Raw genomic sequence first — 18,470 nt, 5'->3', positions numbered from 1 at the left:
GGCCTAAGCTACGGCAATTTCCGCATGTCCGATGCCGAAGAGTAACCAGGCACCGTGTCCGGAATCCGAGATTCCGGACACGGGGAGTCTCGAAACTCAGACGGCAGCCGGTCCCGTGGCGAGGCCGAACTTGGCGAGCTTCTTGTAGAAGGTCGCGCGCGAGATCCGCAGCATCCTGGCGGCTTCGGTGATCTGGCCGTTGCTGGCGGCGAGCGCCTGCTCGAGCGTGTGCTTCTCGAACACGGCCTCGGCTTCGGCATAAGGCACCACCGTTCCGGCCGGGCGCGCGGGCGGTGCGAGCCTGACCTCGGCGCCGACGGGGAGGATGCGCGCGACATCCTCGCCGGTCAGCCGCCCGGAATCGCTGAGGATCAGCGCGCGCTCGAGGATGTTGCGGAGCTCGCGGACATTGCCCGGCCAGTCGTAGCGGCCGAGCGCGGCGAGCGCGCTCGGCGTGATCTTCGCCTTGACGTAGTCGCCCGACGCGCTGATGTCGTCGAGCAGCCGGGCGCAGATGTCAGGGAGATCGTCGAGGCAGTGGCGCAGCGGCGGCAGGTCGACCGAGAGCACGTTGAGACGGTAGTAGAGATCGGCGCGAAATGCGCCGTCGCTGACGCGTTTGCGCAGATCGACATTGGTCGCGGCGATGACGCGGACGTCGACCCTGGTGATCTTGTCCGAGCCGAGCGGCTCGATCTCGCGCTCCTGGAGCACGCGCAGCAGCTTGGCCTGCAATTGCAGCGGCATCTCGCCGATCTCGTCGAGGAACAGCGTGCCGCCGTCGGCAATGCGGAATTTGCCCTCGCGCCCCCTGCGGTCGGCGCCGGTATAGGCGCCCGGCGCCGTGCCGAAGAATTCCGATTCGATCAGCGTGTCCGGGATCGCGGCCACGTTGACGCTGACGAACGGCCTCTCCGCACGCGAGGAGGCGTTGTGAATCGCCTGCGCCAGCATCTCCTTTCCCGTTCCGGTCTCGCCAGTGAGCAGCACCGTGACGCTCTGCCGCGCGGCACGGCTTGCGAGCTCCTTGGCCTGCGCGATTCCAGGCGTGGTACCGACGAAGTCGGCGAAGGTGAAACGCGCCGCGCGGGCGTTGGACAATTGCCGCCGCGCCAGCCGCAAATCGCTCTCGAGCTGGGCGACGCGGGCGAGCAGAGGCTTCAGGCTTTCGAGATGATCATAGAGCACGAATCCGATCGCGCCGATCACCGTCCCGTTCTCGTCCTCGATCGGCATGCGGGTGACGACGAGCTGCTCGCCGCCGAGCTCCATGATGTCGAGCAGGATCGGCTCGCCGGTCTCGGCCACCTTCCGCATCAGGCTGTTCGGGATGACCTCCTCGATCGACCGGCCGATCGCCTCACTGGTGCGCCCGAGGCCGAGCGCTGCGAGATATTTCTCGTTGACGTAGACGACGCGTCCGCTGCGATCGATCGCAATTGCACCTTCGCAGAGATTTTCCAGCCGCTCGAACAGCGTCTCCATCGCGCGTGCACGGAGATAGGCGGGATCGCTGATCGAGGAGGCGGGCATGACGTACCTCGCGGGAAGTCTGGCTGCTTATTAGCAAAAGACCAGTAATTTCAAAGGGGGAATTGACCATTTAGAGGGCGGCCATTCTCGGTCGTCGTCCCGGACAAGCGCAGCTCTTGGCAACGCGAAGCGTTGTCCAGGGCGGAGCGCCGATCCGGGAGCCATACCCACAGGGAGCAATTTGGCGAAGACTCGGAGTGGGAGCGTCGCGCTGCAACTGCGCCCCGTGGTTATGGGTTCGCGCTTTGCGCGCCCCGGGACGACGACCGTATTTGTTGCGCCGCCTTGCCCTTACCTTCGATACCCGCTCGCCCGCGAATAGCCCTGGCGGTTCTGCTGGTGGGGGCGGCTCGCCACGCTGACCCGCGCCTCGCTGGAGACGGGTGTTGCGAGCTTCAGCTCCTCCAGGAAGATCGGCCGGGAGAAGTAGTAGCCCTGCGCGTAGCGGATCTTGGTCGTCGCCTGGAGATAGGCGAGCTCCTCGTAGGATTCGAGGCCCTCGGCGATCACCGTCATGCCGAGCGCTTCGCTCAGGGATTCGATCGCGCGCAGGATGCCCTGGCTGCGCGGGCGCTTATGGATGTCGGTGATGAAGGAGCGGTCGATCTTGATCTCGTCCGCGGTGATGTCGGCCAGCGCCGAGAGCGAGGAATAGCCGGTGCCGAAATCGTCGATGGAGATGCCGACGCCGAGCTTGCGGAATATCGGCAGGATCTCGGCCTGGAAATGATTCTTGGCGACGAAGGCGTCTTCCGTCACCTCGATCATGAAGCGCTGGGGAAAGCCGGTGTCGTCCAGCGCCCGAGCAAAGCTGCGCATGAACTCGGGATTGCCGGCCTGCTTGGCGGCGACGTTGATGCTGATGGTTGCTTCCGCGCCGAACGTGTCGTTGATCAGGTCGATCGACTTGACGATCTCGGCGAGCACGAGATGGGTCAGCTCGTCGATCAGCCCGAGCTCGCCGGCAAGATTGATGAACGAGCCGGGCGCCTGGATCACGCCTTGGTCGTCGCGCAGGCGGACCAGGGCCTCGATGCCCTTCACGGCCTGTGTGCGGATGTCGACCTTGGACTGGAAGGCGCAGCAGAAGCGCTTTTCCAGGATGGCGAGCCGCAGCGACTGCTCGACCTTCATCCGTGCCTGCGCCTCGCGCTCCATGCTGGCGTCGAAGAAGGCGGCCAGCCCCTTGCCGTTGTTCTTGATCCGGTACATCGCGATGTCGGCGTTCTGCCGCAGCGTCTCGAAGCTGCTCCCGTGATCGGGATAGAGGCTGATGCCGACCGAAGTCGAGGCGAAGACTTCCGAATGGTCGATGAAGAACGGGGCGGTCAGCCGCTCCAGCGTCGATTGCATGAACTCGGCGACTTCCTCCTGGCTCTGGATCGGGGAGAGCAGCAGCAGGAATTCGTCGCCGGAGATGCGCGACAGCATGTCGGAATCGCGCAGGTCCCGCCCGAGCCGCCTCGACAGCTCGACCAGCAACGCGTCTCCCACGGAGTGGCCGTAATAGTCGTTGATGTGCTTGAAATTGTCGACGTCGAGAAAGGCCAGCGCGAAACGCTCGCCGCCGCGGACTTTCGTGAGCAGATTGTTGGTGCGATGTTCGATCACGCGCCGCGAGGGTAATCCGGTCAGCTCGTCGAAATAGGCCGAACGGAACAGCTGGTCCTCGAAATTCTTCTGTTCGGTGATGTCGGAGGACGCCGAGATCAGGAGCTCGCGTCCGGCGAGACGAACGGGACGATGGGTCGTGAGCAGCACCTGGCGCGCGGCGCCGACGTGAAGCGCTTCCTCGGTCACGATCGCTTGGCCGGCGCTCAGCGCCTGCAGGCAGGCGGCGCGGCGCGGCGCCAGATCGGGTGAGGGACGGCTGCCGTCCATGCCGAGCTGGGCGGCGGCGGCGTCGTTAACCAGCAGAAGCTCGCCATGTGCGTCCTGCACGGTGAGGCCCGCCGGCAGCATTCTAACGATTTCCTTGAGAAATCCGAGTTCGGCCTCGTTCGCGCCGGAATATCTGTTGTCGTTCATAGAAGTCATGAATCTTGTTGTTTCAGCGCGCCTTTGCAATGAGCGCGATCTTGCGCGGTTCCCTCTTAAGTTTGGTTAAGGCCTCCGGAGAAATACGGGGGTGTCTTGCGACGATGCGACGCGCGCCCCCGATCGTCATTAACAGAGGGTCAATGCACGCAGTGAAACTGCGGGCGAAGGGTGCGCTATCGCTTTCGCTTATATCGAATCCGGCTGCGTATCTGCCCTGGTTGAAATGGTGCGAGCCGTGGTCGACACCTCTCCTGTTGGGGAGAGGTGATTCGCAACCCGGGCTGATTCATCGAGCTTTATTCGCTACGCGGGATTCGGCACTGCATGATGCAATGCAGCCCGGTTTTCAGATACGAGATCTCGGTCCTGCCGTCGAAGGCAGACAGAGCCGATTTCAGCAGCTTGGTGCCGAAGCCGGGCTCTGACACCTTGTCGACGCTCGGCCCCTCGGTTTCGTCCCAGGTGATGGCCAGGCGGTCGTCGCTGATGGTCCATGACACCTGCAGCAGGCCGCGCGGCGAGGAGAATGCGCCATACTTGCCCGCATTGGTAGCGAGCTCGTGAAACATCAATGACAGCGTGACCGCGAGCTTCGGCGGCAGGAGCAATCGCTCGCCATTGAGGGTGAAGCGGACATGGCCATAGGGGCCAAGCTCCGAGATCAGGAGGTCGCGGATATCGCAGCCGGCCTTGTCGATCCGCGATATCAAATCGTCGGTTGCGGCAAGCGAGCGCAGCCGGGGATCGACCCGGGCCCAGACCTGCGGCTGGTCGTGCAGCACCTGGTGCAGCACGGCATGCACCGTCGACAGCTTGTTCTTCAGCCGGTGCTGGAGCTCGTCGACCAGCAGCTTGCGATATTCTTCTTCCTCGATCAGGCGCCTCGAGATCCGGCGCTGCTCCGCCAGCATGGTGCGATAGTGCTCGACACCCCAGATGGTTATCGCGCAGACGGCCCAATAGAGCGCCAGCAGGGCAAACCGCGCGCGATCGGCAAAAGCATCGCCGAAATTCAGGACGACACCGAGCACGCCGCCGACCAGCGCCGTCACCACACCGATCCGGAATCCTCCCAGGGCCGCGGCAAAGAACACGGCTGGGAAGTACGGCGTGAAGTAGATGTCGGGGCGAACCTGTGCGAGACCCCAGCGGACCAGGGTCGCGCCCAACAGGCAGATCACCGCAAACGAGATGCTCAGACCGAGCGAGGGCGGCGCCGCGCCCTGCCAGCCCTTGCGGAACTCGTCGATCAGCTTCCCCATGCGCAGCCCAGTTGCGATATGCGTTCGAAAATCGAGCGGCCCGTGAGGATGTTACGCATGCCGCCCGCATAAGCATAGCTTGCCTTGTCGGAAGCGGGCAGGGATAGTGGCCGCTCCGGCGACGGCGACGGCCGACGTTCGCCACTTGGCATCAAATCGCTCAAAGACAGGAACATTCCATGGGCAGGCTGGACGGCAAGGTTGCAGTGATTACTGGGGCGACGAGCGGGATCGGATTGCGCACTGCGGAAGTCTTCGTTGCCGAAGGTGCCAAAATTGTGATCGCGGGTCGGCGCATACCGGAAGGCGAGGCTCTGGCGAAGCAGCTCGGGGCCAACTGCATCTTCCGCCAGACCGACGTCACGGTCGAAGCGCAGATGCAGGCGCTGATCGCGCTTGCGGTCGAGAAATTCGGCCGGATCGATTGCCTGTTCAACAATGCCGGCGGGCCGGCGCAGACCGGGGGCATCGAGGGCCTCGAGGTCGAGCGGTTCGACGCGGCGATGGCCACGCTGGTGCGCAGCGTCATGCTCGGCATGAAGCATGCCGCGCCTCACATGAAGAAGCAGGGCTCCGGCAGCATCATCAACAATGGCAGCATCGCCGGCCGCCTCGCCGGCTTCTCGTCGTCGATGGTCTATGGCGCGGCCAAGGCGGCGGTGATCCATTTGACCAAATGCGTGGCGATGGAGCTCGGCGAATCCAACGTCCGCGTCAACTCGATCTCGCCCGGCGCGATCGCGACAGGCATCTTCGGCAAGGCGCTGGGGCTCTCGACCGATGCCGCGGAGCAGACGCCGGCGGTGATGCGCGAAGTCTACAAGACCGCGCAGCCGATCCCGCGTGCCGGCCTTCCCGATGACATTGCCCATGCCGCGGTGTTCCTGGCCAGCGACGAATCCAGCTTCGTCAACGGCCATGACCTCGTCGTCGACGGCGCCATGACCGGCGGCCGCAACTGGAGCCAACAGCAGCAGGGCTATGTGGCCCTGCGCAAGGCGTTCGACCAGGGGGCGTAGGAAGGTCTCGTGCCCCGGACGCCCGGCGATGCGAAGCATCGTCCGGTGCGGTGCGCTGCAGAGCCGGGGGCCCATCTCGCTCCTGAGACGATCTTGAAGATTCTGGGTCGCGGCTCGCGCTTCGCGCGTCCGGGACACGAGGGCGAAGCTCACACCGCCTTCACTCTCACCTTCAGCCCGTCGCGCGGCTTCGGGATCGGCCACATCTGCCAGTCCGGCTTGTAGCCGGGCGCGAGCGAGACCTCGATGTTCTGCAGGAAGTGCCGCGCGAAGCATTTGGCCTGCATATAGGCAAAGTGCAGGCCGAGGCACATATGCGCGCCGCCGCCGAACGGCACGAAGGCGAAGCGGTGGCGGCCACGCTGCGCCTCCTCGGTGAAGCGCAGCGGATCGAAGCGATCCGGCTCCGGCCAGATCTCCTTCATGTGGTGCGTGTAGAGCGGATTGACGCCGATCGCGGTGCCGGCGGGGATCGTAAAGCCCTTGAAGCTGAAATCGCGCATCGCGCGGCGTGGCATCGAGGGCACCGGCGGCTTGATCCGCAGCGCCTCCTTGAACGCCATCTCCGACAGCGGCATCTTTTCGAGATCGTCGAAGCTGCTCGGCGCACCCGGGGCAAGTCCGAGCGCGAGCACCTCCGCGCGCAGCCTGTCCTGCCAGTGCGGATTGGCGGCGAGCTCGCCGATGAAGGAGGTCAGCGACGAGGTCAGCGTGTCGTGCGCCGCCATCATCAGGAAACTCATGTGGTCGATGATGTCCTGCTCCGAGAGCAACGCGCCGTCTTCATGGGTGGCGCGGCAGAGCTGCGAGAACAGATCGTCGCCGCCGTGATTGCCGCGGCGGAGCGGAATCTGCTCGCGGAAATAGGCGACGATGCGCTTGCGCCCCGCAACGCCACGCGCCATCTGCGTGCCGGGCAGGGGACGGCGGATCGGGGCGACGGCGGCGGCGACCATGTCGACGAAGGCGCGGTTGATCTCGTCGACCTCCGGCCCGATATCCGCGCCGAGGAACGAGGCCGCGGCGAGATCGAGCGTGAGCTGCTTCATCGCCGGATAGAGCTGCATCTCGCCGGGCTTCGCCTTCCACTGCGCGACGCGCGCGGAAATACCGCGGTCGAGATCGCTGAGATAGGACTTCATCGGCCCGGACTTGAACGCGACCGACAGCGCCTTGCGATGCAGCCGGTGCTCGTCGAAATCGAGCAGCATCAGCCCGCGCGGGAACAGCAGGCCCAGAACCTTGTTCCAGCCATGCGTCGACGAGAACAGCTTTTGCTGGTCGAACAGCACGAGCTCGTTCGCCTCGGGCCCGAGCAGCACGACATTGGTCTCGCCGAAAAAGTGCGTCCGGTAGACCAGGCCGTATCTGGCGGCGTTCGCCTCGATATGGCCCTTCGGATCGGCGAGCACCTGAAAGGTCTTGCCGATGATCGGCCAGCCTTCGTCGCCGGGGATGTGGCTCAGCTCGTTGCGTCTCGGTGGGGTGAACTGGAGCGCAGGGGCGGCCACATTCTGCATCGACATCACGATTGCTCCGGTTGGCTGACCGAACAGAATCCGTGCGCCCGCGGCATTGTTGCGGCCTGCGCCAGGCTGACGCGATCAGCTTAGCACAGGCCGGTAACACTTGCTCGAGATCTTCATTGCGGGTGTTCGCCGCAACGAGTCCCTACCGCTTCGCCGCCTCCTTCTGCAGATCCGGCGCGTTGACGGCGGGGATGGCGACGCGGCCGGGACCGGTGACTTTCAGCGCCTCGGCGGCCTTCTCGTTCTCCATGATCTTGGCCATCACGGCCTGTCCCGCGCGCTCGAAGATCGCGCGGTTCTCGATCACGAATTTTTGCGATTTGCGCAGACCGTCGATGTAGCCGTTGATCTCGGGCACGACGTAGCGCGCCACCATGTCCCAGCTGCGCCGCGTCGCTTCCGGATTGGCCCAGTCGTGCACGAAGCCGATGATGGCACCGACGCCGCCGGAGACCTGCATCACGTTCTTGATGGTTTTGACGAGATCGTCGGGCGTGCCGATGGTGGACGCGGCGCCCTCGACGAAGGCCGTCTTGTCGACCGCCTCGTCGGGCGAGGAGAACGCGGTGAGCCCCGGCCGCTGCAGCGTTCCGACATTGTATTCGTTGTGCCAGCGCATCAGCCCGGCGCCTGCTTCGCGGCGCGCCTGCTCGCGGGTTTCGGCGATGTGGAAGGTCAGCAGCACGCGCCAGTCGGCACGGTTCACCTTGGTGCCATGCTTCCTGGCGGCATCTTCGGCAAACTGCCATTGCTGCTGCAACGACATCAGACCCTGCGTCGTCATCGAGCCCAGCGAGATGATGCCGATGCCGTATTTGCCGGCGAGCGTCATGCCGGAGGGCGAGATCTGCGAGGCGACCACGAACGGCATCTCCTCCTGCAAGGGCAGGATCTGGAGCGCGGCGTCGTTCATGGTGAACCAGTCGCTCTTGGCGGTGACGCGCTCGCCGTTGAAGAGGCGGCGGATGATGCCGATCGCCTCGTCCTGGCGGTCGCGCTGCGTCATCGGATCGATACCGAGCGTGTGCGCATCCGACGCGAGCGCGCCCGGTCCGGAGCCGAAGATGGCGCGGCCGCCGGTCATGTGGTCGAGCTGCACCATGCGCTGGGCGACGTTGAAGGGATGGTGATAGGGCAGCGAGACGACGCCGGTGCCGAGCTTGATCCGCTTGGTGCGCTCGCCGGCTGCGGCCAGGAACATCTCGGGCGAGGCGATCATCTCCCAGCCGGAGGAATGATGCTCGCCGCACCAGAACTCGTCATAGCCGAGCGCATCCAACTGCTCGACCAGGTCGAGATCGCGCCGGAACTGCAGCATCGGATGCTCCCCGATCGGGTGATGCGGGGCAAGGAAGGCTCCGAACTTCAGGCGCGCCATGGCGTTCTCTCCGGCTTCATTTTCTGCTTGTTGAGATGCCGAGGCTACGTGCTGGGGCAAGCGAACGCAATCGCGCGATGTCCCGCGTGGTGGAATGCAGGCATGCGTGTGACTTCTTCCTCCTCTCATACTTGCGTGCAGGCGCTCCATACCGTCATGGCCGGGCTTGTCCTTCCGCCGGCGGGGAGAGAAGAAGCGCACGCGAACCCTACCTGTGAAGTAATGGCGACACCGTACGCGATCTGAAATCATCGGGCCACGAGTCCAGAGTCGTGCGCCAATGCATCAGATCGTCACAAAACAAATTGATTCGTCGCGACGTTGGTGGGTGCTGGCAATCGTCGTGGCCGCCCAGTTCATGTTCGGCGTCGACGCCTTCGTGGTCAACGTCGCCATTCCCACCATCGCGGTCGACGTGAAGGCCTCGCCGGCCCAGATCGAATCGATCATTGCGATCTACCTGATCGCCTATGCCACGCTGGTCGTGACCGGTGGCCGGCTCGGCGACATCCACGGCACGAAGAATGTCTTCCTGGCCGGCGTGCTCGGTTTCACCCTGACGTCGCTCTGGTGTGGCCTCGCGCAGTCCGGGGTGGAATTGATTATCGCGCGGCTGGCGCAGGGCACGACCGCGGCGCTGATGGTGCCGCAGGTGCTGGCGACGCTGCACCTTCTGTTCGCTGATGATTCGCGCAGCCGCGCCTTCGCCATCTATGGCGTCGTGCTTGGGCTCGCGGGCGCCGCGGGCTTCCTGCTTGGCGGTCTGCTGGTCACGCTAGATCTCGCCGGCACCGGCTGGCGCGCGGTGTTCTTCGTCAATGTGCCCTGCGGCCTCGCCATCGCTATCGCTGCCTGGCGCATCATGCCATCGGTGCCGCGCCGATCAGGTACAAGGCTCGACATCAAGGGCGGCGTGGTGCTGTTCGCGGGGCTGTTGTGCCTGATCGGCCCGCTGCTGTTCGGTCACGATGTCGGTTGGGCACCGTGGATCTGGGCGGTGATGGGAAGCGGCGGCGTGATCCTCGCCGCGTTCCTGAAGCTGGAGCAGGCGGTCGCAAGCGCCGGCGGCATGCCGCTGATCGATCTCACGCTGCTGGCGGACGCCGCCTTCCTGCGCGGCGTCGGCGCCGCCTTCTTTTTCTTCTTCGCCAATCTCTCGTTCTATCTGGTGATGACGCTGTTCATGCAGCGCGGCCTGAAGATCCCGCCGCTCGCGGCCGGCATGGCCTTCATTCCGCTCGCGCTCGCCTTCGTGCTGGCCTCGCGCCACAGTGCAGCGCGGGCGCGCCCTCGTGGCACCGAGGTGTTGATCGAAGGCTGCGCGATTCAAATTGCGGGCCTCGCCGCGCTCGCGCTTGTTGCGGGCGGTGTCGATGCGCCGTCGCCGCTCCTGCTTGCGTTCACCATGATCATCTTCGGCTACGGCCAGGGATTGGTGATGGCGCCGCTCTCGGGCGCGTTGCTCTCGACGGTGAAGCCTGTCGCCGCAGGCTCGGCCTCCGGCATCTACGGCACGACGGCGCAGATCGGAAATGCGGCCGGAGTGGCCGCAATCGGCGCGGTATTCTTCGCCGTCGAGGCCCTGCAATCAGCGCGCGCAGGATTCCTCGCGTCGCTCGCGCTGTTTGTGACGTCAATGATGATTTGCGCCGCATTTCTGGCGTGGATGCGCCGCGCATCGGCACGAAGTTGAGGCACTGCGGTTAAGAAGTTGAGGCACTGCGGTTAATACGTGTGGAATCCTGCGGGATTTCCGGTGATTTCGCCGGGATTGACAGCGCACGGTCTTTTTATTTTGCAACGCAGCAACTATCTGGTTGGGCTGGACGTTGAACGTCGCCCACCAGGAACTTGCCGTGTCGTTAGCCAAAAATATCGATCTGCTGAGACGCCTGCCAAGGATGGACGGACTGCGCTTTGCCGAGCTCGGCCGCAGTGCGGATGAAGCCAGCCCCTTGGAAGAGATCATCGGCTTCGGCGACAATCCCGGGGCCTTGCGCATGTTCGCGTTCGTGCCGGGCCAATTGCAGAAGCCCCGCGCGCTCGTCGTCGTGCTGCATGGCTGCGGGCAGACGGCAGCCGCCTACGATTTCGGCGCGGGCTGGTCGACGCTGGCAAGGCACTACGGCTTTGCTCTTTTGATGCCCGAGCAGCAACGCCTCAACAACGGCAACACCTGCTTCAACTGGTTCAATCCGGAGGACACGGTGCGGGGCGGCGGCGAAGCGCATTCGATCCGCGAGATGATCGCGCACATGATCGAGACGCACCGCATTGATTCCAGGCGCGTCTTCATCACCGGCCTGTCGGCCGGCGGCGGCATGACCTCGGTGATGCTTGCGACCTATCCGGAAGTCTTCGCGGCCGGCGCGGTCATTGCCGGACTGCCCTATGGCATCGCCTCGAATTTGCGCGAGGCGCTCGACGGCATGTTTCATTCCCCGGCGCGTCCCGCGCGCGAGCTCGGCGATCTCGTGCGCAGCGCCTCCGATCATCGCGGGCCCTGGCCGAAGGTCTCGGTGTGGCACGGCAGCGCCGACCGCACCGTCAATCCCGGCAATGCCAACGAGATCGTCAAGCAATGGCTCGACCTGCATGGTCTGCCGGAGATGCCGATGGCGGAGACCAATGTCGATGGCTATCCGCGCCAGGCCTGGTGGGACAAGGACGGCGAGACGCTGGTCGAGTCCTATGCCATCACCGACATGGCGCATGGCACGCCGCTCGGCCTTGCCGACAACGACCAGCGTTACGGCATGGAAGGCGCGTTCCTGATCGAGGCCGGCATTTCCTCGTCCTACCACATTGCAAAGTTCTTCGGCCTTACCGGCTGGATTCCGGACGCCGCAAAGGCGGAAGCCAGGCCGGCAGCGAAGCCTGCAACGAAGCCGGTGCTCTCGCCCGCGCCGCATCTCGCCCGCTCGATCCGCGCGGCAATCGCCGAAGAGCCGGTCGAATTGAAGCGCGAGCAGGCTCGCGGCTTCGATCTCGGCCAGATCATCACCCGCGCGCTCACGGCCGCGGGATTGATGAAGTAGCCTCGCCGTCGTCCCGGATCTGCGCTGGCGCTTGTCCGGGACGACGGCCGAGTTTGTCGCGGGCGCAATCGCGTCAGCCCACAAGCGCTACCCCGTCTGATCGATCCATTCGATCGGCGTCACCGTCACTTCGCCGCCCGCAACCTTCCGCGTCGCCTCCTGATAGTGCTTGAAGAAGTCGCGCGATTGCAGCGCTTTTTGCGCGGCATCGTCGGTGACGCTGGCGAGGTGGAGATAGCTGCCGTCGTCGCGATGCTTCAGGCAACGATAGCCGATCCGCCCTTTCAGTTCCGGATCGCCGTCGATCGCCTTGATGAAACGGCCGATCTCGCGGTGCCAGTCTTCCGTCGTGCCGTTCCTGAACTCGTAGCTGATCATGAAGTGCTTCATGTGACGCTCCCTGTTCGTCATATGCGTCATCATCTGCGCTTCGCGAGCGATCCTGCAAGTATGGACAAATTTGATAGTATGGACTTTCTCGACGCTGCTCCTATGCTCCCGCAAGCTGGCTGCGCTTGGAGGAGACGACATGGCAAGGGCAATCCCGGCGCGCACCTGTCCGGTGGCGGCCTTTCAGAAGATGATCAGCGGCAAGTACAAGCTCCGCATCGTCTGGGACCTGAAGGACGGCCCGCGCCGCTATGGCGAGATCAGGAGCGGACTGTTGCGCGGCACAAGTGGAAGCGCGGAGATCACCCCGCGCGTGCTCAGCCGCGAATTGAAGGCGCTGACGCAAAGCGGCCTGATCGACCGCAGGGATTATGGCGAGGTGCCGCCGAAGGTCGAGTACCGCCTGACCCGCAAGGGCAAGAGCTTCGTGCCTGTCGTCGCCGCGATCCGGGAGTGGGGCGAACGTCACCTCAGCGAGACGGCGGCGCTGGCGAGCGCCGCCGAATAGTGCATGATCCGGAAAAGTGTGAAGCGGTTTTCCGATCAGATCATGCTCAACCAGAAGGCTACATCTCGCCGGTGATGAACGGATTCGTCATCCGCTCCTGGCCGATGCTCGAGCCTGCGCCGTGGCCGCAGATGAAGCCGACATCGTCGCCGAGCGGCAGCAGCTTGGTCAGGATCGAGTTGATCAGCGTGGCGTGACTGCCGCCGGGCAGATCGGTGCGGCCGACCGAGCCCGCGAACAGGACGTCGCCGACATGGGCAAAACGTAACGCCTTGTTGAAGAACACCACGCTGCCGGGCGAATGGCCGGGGCAGTGCAGGATGTCGAAGTGCAAGCCGCCGATCGACACGGTGTCGCCCTCATTGAGCCAGCGGTCCGGCGCGAAATCGCGGACGCCGGTCATGCCGAAGCGCGCGCCGCTTGCGACGACGTTGTCGAGCAGGAACTTGTCCGCGACATGCGGGCCCTCGATCGGCACCTTCAGCGCATCGCGCAGCTCGGCCGCGCCGCCGACATGATCGATATGGCCGTGGGTCAGCCAGATCTTCTCCACGGTGACGCCGGTCTGCCTGATCGCATCCAGGATCTTCGGCACGTCGCCGCCGGGATCGATTACCACGGCCTTCCTGGAAGGCTCGTCCCAGATGATGGTGCAGTTCTGCTCGAACAGCGTCACGGGAACGATGATCGCGCCCGCCTTGGGTTGCGAGGAGTCCTGGGAGTCAGTTTGCTCGGTCATGGCGCCACAATGCCGATTTTTGTCAGCCCGCCAAGCAAAAGATTCGCAAAGGATTCGGGCGAGAGGTTGGGGAACAGCCGCTGCCCTCGTCACACGGCCGTCCCAATTCGCCTGCCAATTCGAACCGGGGCGTTGCTGCCGCGTTCTCCCGCGCGCGGCGCAGATTTCGGGTGGTCTTTCGGCATGGCTCAGGGCAACGAGAACTGGTGGCGCGACGGCATCTTCTATCAGATCTATCCGCGCTCGTTTCAGGATGCAGATGGCGACGGCGTCGGCGATCTCGCCGGCATCCTCAGGCGGCTGCCTTACGTGAAGTCGCTCGGCGTCGATGCGATCTGGCTGTCGCCAATCTTTCCCTCGCCGATGGCGGATTTCGGCTACGACATCTCCGACTATACCGGCATCGAGCCCTTGTTCGGCACGATGGCGGATTTCGATGCGCTGCTCGCGGCCGCCCATGACAAAGGCCTGAAGCTGATCCTCGACCTCGTGCCGAACCACACCTCGGACCAGCATCCCTGGTTCGTGGAGAGCCGCGCCTCGCGCGACAATCCCAGGCGCGACTGGTACATCTGGCGCGATCCCGCGCCTGACGGCGGCGCGCCCAACAATTGGCTGTCCGAGTTCGGCGGCAGCGCCTGGCAGTTCGACGAGACCACGGGTCAGTATTACTATCACGCCTTCCTCGCCCAGCAGCCGGACCTGAACTGGCGCAATCCCGAAGTCCGCGCCGCGATCTACGACGTGATGCGGTTCTGGCTGGACAAGGGCGTCGACGGTTTTCGCGTCGACGTGATCTGGCACCTGATCAAGGACGCCGAATTCCGCGACAACCCGCCCAACCCGCATTATGTCGAGGGCCGGCCGCCGAACGAACGGATCCTGACGCAATACTCGACCGACCAGCCGGAGGTGCATGACGTGATCGCCGAGATGCGGCGCATCACCGATTCCCGCGGTGCGCGCGTCCTGATCGGCGAGATCTATCTGCCGCTGCACCGCCTCATGGCCTATTACGGCAACGATCTCACCGGCGCGCAGATGCCGTTCAATTTCGCGCTGCTCTCGACCTTCTGGAGCGCGCGCTCGATCGAGAAGATCATCGAGGATTACGACAAGGCGCTGCCGCGCGGTGCCTGGCCGAACTGGGTGCTCGGCAATCATGATCGCCCGCGCGTGGCGAGCCGGGTCGGGCCGGAGCAGGCCCGCGTCGCGGCCATGCTGCTGTTGACGCTGCGCGGCACGCCGACGCTCTACTACGGCGACGAGATCGGCATGCATCAGCTCGCGATCGCGCCGGAGGACGTGCGCGACCCGTTCGAGAAAAACGTGCCCGGCATCGGTGTCGGCCGCGACGGCTGCCGCACGCCGATGCAATGGGATTCCTCCAATTTCGCCGGCTTCTCCGAGGTGAGGCCGTGGCTGCCGCTGCCTGAGGACCATATCCGCGAAAACGTCGCCAATCTCGAAGCCGATGCGCGCTCGATCCTCAATCTCTACAAGGGTCTGATCGCCTTGCGGAAGAACTGTCCCCCGTTGGTCACGGGCGACTATCATCCGGTCTCCGCGCAGGGCGATCTCCTGATCTACCGCCGCGAGGCCGGAGGCAGGGCGGTCATCGTGGCGCTCAATCTCGGTCCTGATCCGATCGCGGTGACTACGAGCGCGGTCCGTTTCGGCAGCAGGATATTGCTGTCGACGTTTCTGGATCGCGAAGGTGAGGGGATCGAAGGCGTGCTGGACCTGCGCGGCAATGAGGGGGTCATCGTCACTCCACCCTAGCTGTCGTCCGCGCCTTCGCGGGGACGACAGCGGAGGCTATCGATATGTCTATCCCGGATGCTTCGTCCCCCGCACCGCAGACCCGTCGATATCGCTGCGCTTCAGGAGATAATCCAGCCCGCCGACGCGGTACCAGCGATAGCCATACGGCTCCAGCACGATGCGATGCTGGCCGCGCTGATCGGCGTGGCTGTGGTCCTCGGCGAGCAGGTTGATCAGGTGCGCGCCGGTATCGCCGGCTAGTCCGGCCGAGAACGCGATCTCACGCGGCTTCTCGTCGAGATTGTGTACGAACAGCACCGAGTTGTTGCGCCAATCGTAGCGCATGATGAACACCGCGGGATCGCGCACGGCAATGACGGTGAAATCACCCCAGCCCACTTCCGGAACCTCCTTGCGCATGCGGACGATGCGCTCGGTCCAGTTCAGCATGGAATTCGGATCGCGCCGCTGCTTGGCGACGTTGACGTGCTCAAAGCCGTAAGGCCCCTTGTCGATCACAGGGCAGGCCGGCTTGTCGCTCTTGGTGAAGCCGCCATGCGGCTCGGTCGACCATTGCATCGGCGTGCGCGCGCAATTGCGTTCGGGCAGCGAGAGGTCGTCGCCCATCGCGATCTCGTCGCCGTAGCGAATCACGGGCGTCCCCGGCAGCGTGCACATCAGGCTGTAGGCAAGCTCGAGCCGCCTGCGGTCGCCGCCCAGCATCGGCGCAAGGCGGCGGCGGATGCCGCGGTCGTAGAGCTGCATGTCCTTGTCGGGTCCGAAGCATTTGAACACGGTGTCGCGCTGCGCCTCGGTCAGACGCCCAAGATCGAGTTCGTCGTGATTGCGCAGGAACAGGCCCCATTGCGCCGTCGCGGGGCGCGGCTTGGTCGCCTTCAGCGCCTTCGCCAGCGGGCGCGAATCGGCGGAGGCCAGCGCGTAGAACAGATGCTGGTTGACGTGGAAGTTGAACATCATGTGCATGCGGTCGGCGTCGCGGCCGAAATATTCCATGTCGGTCTTCGGCAGCACGTTGGCTTCTGCGAGGATGATGGCGTCGCCCTGACGCCATTGCAGGAATTCGCGAAACGCGCGCAGCATGTCGTACTGCTCGACCGGCTTCTTCACCTTTGCGCCCTTGGTCGCGATCACGAACGGCACAGCATCCATGCGGAAGCCGGAGACGCCGAGCTGGATCCAGAAGCCCATGATCTTCAGGATCTCGGCCTGGACATGCGGGTTCGAGGTGTTGAGATCGGGCTGGAAATCGTAGAAGCGGTGGAAGTACCAGGCGCCGGCTTCCTTGTCGCGCGTCCAGGTTGATTTCTGCACGCCGGGAAAGACGATGCCCTTGTTGGCGCCCGCCGGCTTCTTGTCGGACCACACGTACCAGTCGCGATAAGGCGAGTTCTTGTCGCGCCGCGCTTCCTTGAACCAGTGATGCTGGTCCGAGGTGTGGTTGACGACGAGATCGATGATGACGCGGATGCCGCGCTGCTTGCAGCCATGGGCGAACTCGACGAAATCGCCGAGCGTGCCGTAGCGGGGATCGACGCTATAATAGTCGGCGATGTCATAGCCGTTGTCGCGGCCGGGCGAGGTCTGGAACGGCATTAGCCAGATCGTGGTGATGCCGAGCCCGTGCAGATAGTCGAGCCGACGCAACAGGCCCTTGAAATCGCCGACGCCGTCGCCGTTGGCGTCCATATAGGAACCGACGGACAGGCAGTAAATTACGCCGTTCTTGTACCAGAGATCGTCGATCATGCGCCGCAGCCTCGGGGTCCGCCGAGGTGCGGCGGCTGCGTGATAAGTGCGTGAGGCAGGGGAGGTTCCCGCATCTCGCTTTCGTCCCCGCCTGGTGGGTCATTACGCACTCCGCAGGGACGGCAGTGGAAAAATGCGGCCGCGACTGACCTCAACGGGTCGTGTGCACACGACCGGAATCGGCTATCCTCCCCGCCATGGACAGCACCGCCCGCAACATCGCCCTCGTTCCGCCGCCCGACCGCCGACAGTCCGAAACGGCGCTCGCGGTCGCGCGCGGCACGGCGCGGCTGTTGCGCTCGCTCGGCTTCTCCTGCATCAGCGAATTGCCGCTGCCGTCGGGCCGGCGCGCCGATCTCGTGGCGCTGAACGAGCGCGGCGAAATCTGGATCGTCGAGATCAAATCGTCGGTCGAGGATCTGCGCGCCGACCAGAAATGGCACGAATACCGCGCCCATTGCGACCGGCTGTTCTTCGCCTTCACGCGGGATCTGCCGTGCGAGATCTTCCCTGATGACACCGGCCTGATCATCGCCGACGCCTATGGCGCGCACCTGTATTGCGAGGCGCCCGAGCACAAGCTTGCTGCCGCCACGCGCAAGCAGATGACGGTGCGTTTCGCGATGGCGGCGGCCTTGCGGATCAACCGCCTGGTCGATCCGCAGGGGCATGCGGACTTCTGGGAGTAGGACGGTCTCGTGTCCCGGACGCGCTGCAACGCGCCGGCGTTGCTGCGCGGCGTCCGGGGCACGCGTGCGGCGGCAGCTAAAGCATGATCCGGAAAAGTACGAAGCGGTTTTCCGGAAAGATCATGCGTAAACAACAACAACCCAAAGCGCGATGATGATTCATCCAAATCTCATCGCGCTTTAGCGCGGCGCGCGCTTGGCCAGAATTCGTTGCAGCGTGCGGCGGTGCATGTTGAGCCGGCGCGCCGTTTCCGAGACGTTGCGGTTGCACATCTCGTAGATGCGCTGGATGTGCTCCCAGCGGACGCGGTCGGCCGACATCGGATTGGTCGGCAGCTCGGATTTCTCCGCGCTGGTCGAGAGCAGCGCCGCGACGACGTCGTCGGCATCCGCGGGCTTGGAGAGATAATCGATCGCGCCCATCTTCACCGCGGTCACGGCGGTGGCGATGTTGCCGTAGCCGGTCAGCACGATCGCGCGTGCGTCGGGGCGCTTCTTCTTCAGCGCCGAGACCACGTCGAGGCCGTTGCCGTCGCCGAGCCGCAAATCCACCACCGCGAATGCCGGCGCCGACTTGCCGATCTGCGCAAGTCCGTCCGAGACGGTGTCGCACGATGTCACGGCAAAGCCCCGTGTCTCCATGGCACGCGACAGCCGCTCCAGAAACGGCTTGTCGTCCTCCACGATGAGCAGCGAGCGGTCGCTCTGTTCGTTCAGTTCGGCAATGGCGTTCAAGGTTTTGTCCTCTCTCTCCAGAGCACTGACATATGGCGTCGCAACCGCGCGGTGCCAAGGCCGCCGATGGTCGATCGGC

General features: G+C 64.5%; 15 protein-coding genes. 6 read left to right on the top strand and 9 right to left on the bottom strand.

Annotation, left to right across the window (positions count from 1 at the left end):
- Positions 1 to 96: 96 nt before the first annotated feature.
- The 3 genes from XH87_RS12170 to XH87_RS12160 form a co-directional block, all read right to left on the bottom strand.
- Positions 97 to 1,533 (bottom strand): sigma-54 interaction domain-containing protein, encoded by a 1,437-nt coding sequence (locus XH87_RS12170; protein WP_271587444.1) that lies wholly within the window; start codon positions 1,531 to 1,533, stop codon positions 97 to 99.
- Between the two features lie 291 nt (positions 1,534 to 1,824).
- Positions 1,825 to 3,561, bottom strand: a complete 1,737-nt coding sequence (locus tag XH87_RS12165; protein WP_271587443.1) for a putative bifunctional diguanylate cyclase/phosphodiesterase — start codon at positions 3,559 to 3,561, stop codon at positions 1,825 to 1,827.
- Positions 3,562 to 3,869: 308 nt separating this feature from the next.
- On the bottom strand, positions 3,870 to 4,835 hold the full coding sequence (locus tag XH87_RS12160; protein WP_035704487.1) for a sensor histidine kinase: 966 nt from the start codon (positions 4,833 to 4,835) through the stop codon (positions 3,870 to 3,872).
- A gap of 179 nt (positions 4,836 to 5,014) precedes the next feature.
- Here XH87_RS12160 and XH87_RS12155 point away from each other — a divergent pair, with 179 nt between their 5' ends.
- Positions 5,015 to 5,854, top strand: a complete 840-nt coding sequence (locus XH87_RS12155; protein WP_271587442.1) for an SDR family NAD(P)-dependent oxidoreductase — start codon at positions 5,015 to 5,017, stop codon at positions 5,852 to 5,854.
- Positions 5,855 to 6,003: 149 nt separating this feature from the next.
- Here the strand turns inward: XH87_RS12155 and XH87_RS12150 are convergent, their stop codons facing one another.
- On the bottom strand, positions 6,004 to 7,380 hold the full coding sequence (locus XH87_RS12150) for a cytochrome P450 (protein WP_271587441.1): 1,377 nt from the start codon (positions 7,378 to 7,380) through the stop codon (positions 6,004 to 6,006).
- Positions 7,381 to 7,525: 145 nt separating this feature from the next.
- Positions 7,526 to 8,761 (bottom strand): LLM class flavin-dependent oxidoreductase, encoded by a 1,236-nt coding sequence (locus XH87_RS12145; protein ID WP_158671579.1) that lies wholly within the window; start codon positions 8,759 to 8,761, stop codon positions 7,526 to 7,528.
- 280 nt (positions 8,762 to 9,041) lie between these two features.
- On the opposite strand from XH87_RS12145, the gene XH87_RS12140 reads away from it, so the two are divergent.
- Both XH87_RS12140 and XH87_RS12135 read left to right on the top strand, forming a co-directional pair.
- A complete protein-coding gene (locus XH87_RS12140; protein ID WP_271587440.1) occupies positions 9,042 to 10,454 on the top strand; it encodes an MFS transporter in 1,413 nt (470 codons plus the stop codon).
- Between the two features lie 163 nt (positions 10,455 to 10,617).
- Positions 10,618 to 11,799, top strand: a complete 1,182-nt coding sequence (locus XH87_RS12135) for an extracellular catalytic domain type 1 short-chain-length polyhydroxyalkanoate depolymerase (protein WP_271587439.1) — start codon at positions 10,618 to 10,620, stop codon at positions 11,797 to 11,799.
- An 87-nt stretch (positions 11,800 to 11,886) separates the two neighbouring features.
- Here XH87_RS12135 and XH87_RS12130 read toward each other — a convergent pair whose 3' ends face one another.
- Complete coding sequence (locus XH87_RS12130) at positions 11,887 to 12,189, bottom strand: hypothetical protein (RefSeq protein ID WP_271587438.1); 303 nt, start codon at positions 12,187 to 12,189, stop codon at positions 11,887 to 11,889.
- A 139-nt stretch (positions 12,190 to 12,328) separates the two neighbouring features.
- On the opposite strand from XH87_RS12130, the gene XH87_RS12125 reads away from it, so the two are divergent.
- The gene (locus XH87_RS12125; protein ID WP_035704500.1) at positions 12,329 to 12,697 is read left to right on the top strand and encodes a winged helix-turn-helix transcriptional regulator; all 369 of its coding nucleotides are present in this window, start codon (positions 12,329 to 12,331) and stop codon (positions 12,695 to 12,697) included.
- Between the two features lie 58 nt (positions 12,698 to 12,755).
- On the opposite strand, the gene XH87_RS12120 is transcribed toward XH87_RS12125, so the two are convergent.
- Positions 12,756 to 13,436 carry an MBL fold metallo-hydrolase gene (locus XH87_RS12120; RefSeq protein ID WP_271587437.1) on the bottom strand — a complete coding sequence of 227 codons (681 nt, stop codon included), beginning with the start codon at positions 13,434 to 13,436 and terminating at the stop codon, positions 12,756 to 12,758.
- A 183-nt stretch (positions 13,437 to 13,619) separates the two neighbouring features.
- Between XH87_RS12120 and XH87_RS12115 the strand changes: the two genes are divergently transcribed.
- On the top strand, positions 13,620 to 15,218 hold the full coding sequence (locus XH87_RS12115) for an alpha-amylase family glycosyl hydrolase (protein WP_271587436.1): 1,599 nt from the start codon (positions 13,620 to 13,622) through the stop codon (positions 15,216 to 15,218).
- Between the two features lie 48 nt (positions 15,219 to 15,266).
- On the opposite strand, the gene XH87_RS12110 is transcribed toward XH87_RS12115, so the two are convergent.
- Complete coding sequence (locus tag XH87_RS12110) at positions 15,267 to 16,967, bottom strand: alpha-amylase family protein (RefSeq protein ID WP_271587435.1); 1,701 nt, start codon at positions 16,965 to 16,967, stop codon at positions 15,267 to 15,269.
- Positions 16,968 to 17,164: 197 nt separating this feature from the next.
- On the opposite strand from XH87_RS12110, the gene XH87_RS12105 reads away from it, so the two are divergent.
- Entirely contained in the window at positions 17,165 to 17,656 is a 492-nt protein-coding gene (locus XH87_RS12105) for an MmcB family DNA repair protein (protein WP_271587434.1), read from the top strand.
- Between the two features lie 180 nt (positions 17,657 to 17,836).
- Here XH87_RS12105 and XH87_RS12100 read toward each other — a convergent pair whose 3' ends face one another.
- A complete protein-coding gene (locus tag XH87_RS12100; protein WP_035704512.1) occupies positions 17,837 to 18,391 on the bottom strand; it encodes an ActR/PrrA/RegA family redox response regulator transcription factor in 555 nt (184 codons plus the stop codon).
- Positions 18,392 to 18,470: the final 79 nt, after the last annotated feature.

This window comes from Bradyrhizobium sp. CCBAU 53415 (genome assembly GCF_028128735.1).
Taxonomy (GTDB): domain Bacteria; phylum Pseudomonadota; class Alphaproteobacteria; order Rhizobiales; family Xanthobacteraceae; genus Bradyrhizobium.
The sequence above is the reverse complement of the archived record's forward strand: the minus strand, read 5'-3'. Positions and strand labels throughout refer to the sequence as shown.

What these genes read in the sequence shown, in the direction of transcription:
- XH87_RS12170 (WP_271587444.1), bottom strand. Translation starts at nt 1,533, where the DNA reads ATGCCCGCCTCCTCGATCAGCGATCCCGCCTATCTCCGTGCACGCGCG.
- XH87_RS12165 (WP_271587443.1), bottom strand. Translation starts at nt 3,561, where the DNA reads ATGAACGACAACAGATATTCCGGCGCGAACGAGGCCGAACTCGGATTT.
- XH87_RS12160 (WP_035704487.1), bottom strand. Translation starts at nt 4,835, where the DNA reads ATGGGGAAGCTGATCGACGAGTTCCGCAAGGGCTGGCAGGGCGCGGCG.
- XH87_RS12155 (WP_271587442.1), top strand. Translation starts at nt 5,015, where the DNA reads ATGGGCAGGCTGGACGGCAAGGTTGCAGTGATTACTGGGGCGACGAGC.
- XH87_RS12150 (WP_271587441.1), bottom strand. Translation starts at nt 7,380, where the DNA reads ATGTCGATGCAGAATGTGGCCGCCCCTGCGCTCCAGTTCACCCCACCG.
- XH87_RS12145 (WP_158671579.1), bottom strand. Translation starts at nt 8,761, where the DNA reads ATGGCGCGCCTGAAGTTCGGAGCCTTCCTTGCCCCGCATCACCCGATC.
- XH87_RS12140 (WP_271587440.1), top strand. Translation starts at nt 9,042, where the DNA reads ATGCATCAGATCGTCACAAAACAAATTGATTCGTCGCGACGTTGGTGG.
- XH87_RS12130 (WP_271587438.1), bottom strand. Translation starts at nt 12,189, where the DNA reads ATGAAGCACTTCATGATCAGCTACGAGTTCAGGAACGGCACGACGGAA.
- XH87_RS12125 (WP_035704500.1), top strand. Translation starts at nt 12,329, where the DNA reads ATGGCAAGGGCAATCCCGGCGCGCACCTGTCCGGTGGCGGCCTTTCAG.
- XH87_RS12120 (WP_271587437.1), bottom strand. Translation starts at nt 13,436, where the DNA reads ATGACCGAGCAAACTGACTCCCAGGACTCCTCGCAACCCAAGGCGGGC.
- XH87_RS12115 (WP_271587436.1), top strand. Translation starts at nt 13,620, where the DNA reads ATGGCTCAGGGCAACGAGAACTGGTGGCGCGACGGCATCTTCTATCAG.
- XH87_RS12110 (WP_271587435.1), bottom strand. Translation starts at nt 16,967, where the DNA reads ATGATCGACGATCTCTGGTACAAGAACGGCGTAATTTACTGCCTGTCC.
- XH87_RS12105 (WP_271587434.1), top strand. Translation starts at nt 17,165, where the DNA reads ATGGACAGCACCGCCCGCAACATCGCCCTCGTTCCGCCGCCCGACCGC.